The 3390-nt window shown below is 57.7% G+C and carries 3 protein-coding genes; all 3 read right to left on the bottom strand.

Annotated elements, in window-relative coordinates; translation table 11 throughout:
• Positions 1–33: 33 nt before the first annotated feature.
• Positions 34–1365: a glycolate oxidase subunit GlcF gene (gene glcF, locus ACXJ5O_RS22195; RefSeq protein WP_457301784.1), complete on the bottom strand. Its 1332-nt coding sequence runs from the start codon at positions 1363–1365 to the stop codon at positions 34–36.
• 2 nt (positions 1366–1367) lie between these two features.
• Positions 1368–2579 carry a glycolate oxidase subunit GlcE gene (gene glcE, locus ACXJ5O_RS22190; RefSeq protein ID WP_457301783.1) on the bottom strand — a complete coding sequence of 404 codons (1212 nt, stop codon included), beginning with the start codon at positions 2577–2579 and terminating at the stop codon, positions 1368–1370.
• Positions 2580–3390: FAD-linked oxidase C-terminal domain-containing protein (locus tag ACXJ5O_RS22185; protein ID WP_457301782.1), on the bottom strand; the 811-nt coding region annotated here is incomplete at its 5' end.

Below are 3390 nucleotides of genomic sequence, written 5' to 3'. Positions count from 1 at the left end.
CTTGAATCCCTGCCCTCTTTATTTATTCTGCATTTATTCTGCTGCTTGGAGGAATGATTTTGGCGCCGGCACACCTTCAGGCCGGGGTCCGCCATAGGCCCAGTCCAGCAACTCAACAGTGTGGACGATGGGCAATTTCGAACCGCTGGCAATCTGGGTGATGCACCCGATATTTCCGGTGGCAATGATGCTGGCGCCGGTCGCTTCAATGTTCCTCACCTTACGATCCCGCAGGGTGCGAGCGATCTCCGGCTGCATGATATTGTAGGTCCCGGCCGAGCCGCAGCAAAGATGCCCTTCGGCTGGATCCTTGACGACAAAGCCGGCGGTCCTCAGCAAGTCCTTGGGTTGGCGCGTGATCTTCTGCCCATGCTGCATGGAACAAGCGGAATGATACGCAACGCTAATACCAGCAGGCTCTTCCAGTGCAGGCAGGGTCAAGGCCGCCAGATATTCGGTAATGTCCTTGGCCAAGGCAGATACACGGGCAGCCTTGTCCTTGTAGTCGGGATCGAGGCGAAGCATGTAGCCATAATCCTTGATCGTCGTGCCGCAACCGGACGCGGTAATCACGATGGCATCAAGGCCACCTGCATCAAGCTCGCGGATCCAGACATCAACATTGCGACGGGCATTCTCAAGTGCCTCTTCTTCGCGGCCCATATGGTGCACAAGCGAGCCACAGCACCCTTCGCCCCGTGGCACCACGACTTCGATACCAAACCGGGTCAAAAGCCGGATTGTCGCCTCGTTTATACCGGGCCTCAGCACCGGCTGGGCGCAGCCCGTGAGTATAGCAACCCTGCCCTTTTTCGATGTCTCAGGTGCATGCGAACCCGGCTCGGCAAAGCGCGATTTCGCTGGGATAGATTTGGGCGCGAGTTCGAGCATCGCCGCCATCGGCTTCAGCGCGGCGATCGATTTGAACAGCGGAGCAAGCGGACGGCCCAGCTTTGTTGCGGTGAGAGCAAGGCGAAAGCGTCCCGGATAAGGCAAGACAAACGCCAGGAGAGCACGCGTCAGCCTGTTCATCATCGGGCGTTTATAGGTCTTCTCGATATGCGCGCGGGCGTTATCGACCAGATGCATGTAATTCACGCCGGAAGGACAGGTCGTCATGCAGGCAAGGCATGACAGGCAGCGATCGATGTGCTTGACGACCTGCTCATCAGCCGCACGGCCGTTTTCCAGCATGTCCTTGATCAGGTAGATGCGTCCACGCGGGCTGTCGAGTTCGTTGCCGAGTGTCACATAAGTCGGGCAAGTCGCGGTGCAGAAGCCACAATGCACACATTTGCGCAGGATCTTCTCGGATTCTTCGACACCGGGATCCAGCAACTGCTCGGGAGTGAAATTTGTCTGCACGTTTATACTCCTGCGACCATGCGGCCCGGGTTTAGTATTCCGCTCGGGTCGAATTGCTGCTTGAGCCGCTTCGACAACGCTGCCAAGGGCGCAGGTTGCGGCTCGAACACCGGCAATGCCGCGCGCACGCTCGTCGATGCGCGAACGAGAGTTGCATGACCTCCGCCATATTTCTTGATGAGGGCACGTACAGCCTCCGCTTCGGGTTCGCCTTCCATGCGCAACCACACAAGCCCGCCCTGCCAATCATAAAAGGCATCGACAGCGGCGCCCATGCGTAAGGATGCGACGAGTTTATAGGCCTCCATTGGCACCATCGACACGCGCCATACAGGTTGCTCCGTGCCGTCAGCAAAGGGGATGACATCACGGACCTCCTGCCAGAGTTTACGCGAAGTATCGCCTGAAATGTCTGCAATAGTGCCCGCCGACGCCAATAGACCTTTGAGCATTGCCGCGCGATCGTTGACCGAGGGCGCAAAACCTTCAAGCCGTAGCAACGTCGATGCGTCACCCTTGAGAGCGCCGTCGACGACGCGTCCGGATACATTGACAGGAAGATGCGCTGCGGAAGCCACCTCACCGCTCGATCCCATGGCAATTGCCATGGCGCGCGCCGCTTCGTCATCGGCAAGACCACGCACCACTAGCGTGGTTTCGGTTTCCGGAGCGGGCAGGACCTTGAAGGTTATTTCAGTGGCGATGCCAAGCGTACCCCACGAATTGGCCATACCTTTCGACAAATCATAGCCGGTCACGTTCTTGACGACGCGCCCGCCAGATTTGAACAGTTCGCCGCGGCCTGAAACGACGCGCACTCCCAAAACATGGTCGCGTGCCGAGCCTGATTTCAGACGGCGGGGCCCGCATAAATTGGTGGCAAGCAATCCACCCAGACTGCCCTGCCCCGCGGCTTGCCCCAGAAGAGGCCCATAATCCATTGGTTCGAACTGAAATGCCTGGCCGTTCTCCGCAAGCAGTGTCTCGAGCTCGACAATCGACGTGCCTGCTTTTGCGCTCAGCACAAGTTCGTCGGGCTCGTAGAGTGTTACTCCGGAGTATTCCGATAGCGCGATGGTGTGCTCCGTCTGCAGTGGACGGCCGAGATTGCGTTTGGAGCCATGTCCGACGACTYCAACTGGCGCGTTCTCAGAAAGCGCCCATTGGACAGTCTCGACGATTTCGTCCTYGGTCTTGGGAGTAAATATGGTCACTCAGAATCTCGGAATTTCGGGGAATGGCACCTGCCCGCGATGCACATGCATACGGCCAAGTTCGGCACAGCGATGCAATTGCGGAAACACTTTGCCCGGATTGAGCAGGTGCTTGTCATCAAAAGCGCATTTGACCCTGATCTGCTGGTTGAGATCGATTTCGTTGAACATTTCCGGCATCAGTTCACGCTTTTCTACACCGACGCCATGCTCGCCCGTCAACACGCCGCCAACTTTGACACAGAGTCGTAGAATATCGGCGCCAAAATCCTCCGCCTTGTGCAGTTCTTCCGGAATATTCGCATCGTAGAGAATAAGCGGATGCAGATTGCCGTCGCCTGCGTGAAAGACGTTGGCAACGCGAAGGCCGTATTTTTCCGAAAGTTCGCGCATACCGGCCAGCACTTTCGGCAGCTCCTTACGCGGGATCGTGCCGTCCATGCAGAGATAGTCCGGCGAAATGCGCCCAACCGCAGGGAACGCCGCCTTGCGGCCGGCCCAGAACGCCATGCGTTCCTCTTCGTTTTGCGAAATAACGCACGTCGACGCACCGTTTTTGTAAGCAATGGCTTCTACCATGCTGATCAGATGATCGACCTCTACCACCGGGCCATCAAGTTCGATAATCAGCAGCGCCTCCACATCAAGCGGATAACCGGCATGGACGAAGTCTTCGGCCGCGTGAATCGCCGGACGGTCCATCATTTCCATACCGCCGGGAATGATCCCGCCAGCGATGATGTCGGCGACGCATTTGCCAGCTTGCTCGCTTGTCGGAAAGCCTACCATCAACGCGCGCGCTGTCACTGGC

This window comes from Phyllobacterium sp. P5_D12 (genome assembly GCF_054049495.1).
The sequence above is the reverse complement of the archived record's forward strand: the minus strand, read 5'-3'. Positions and strand labels throughout refer to the sequence as shown.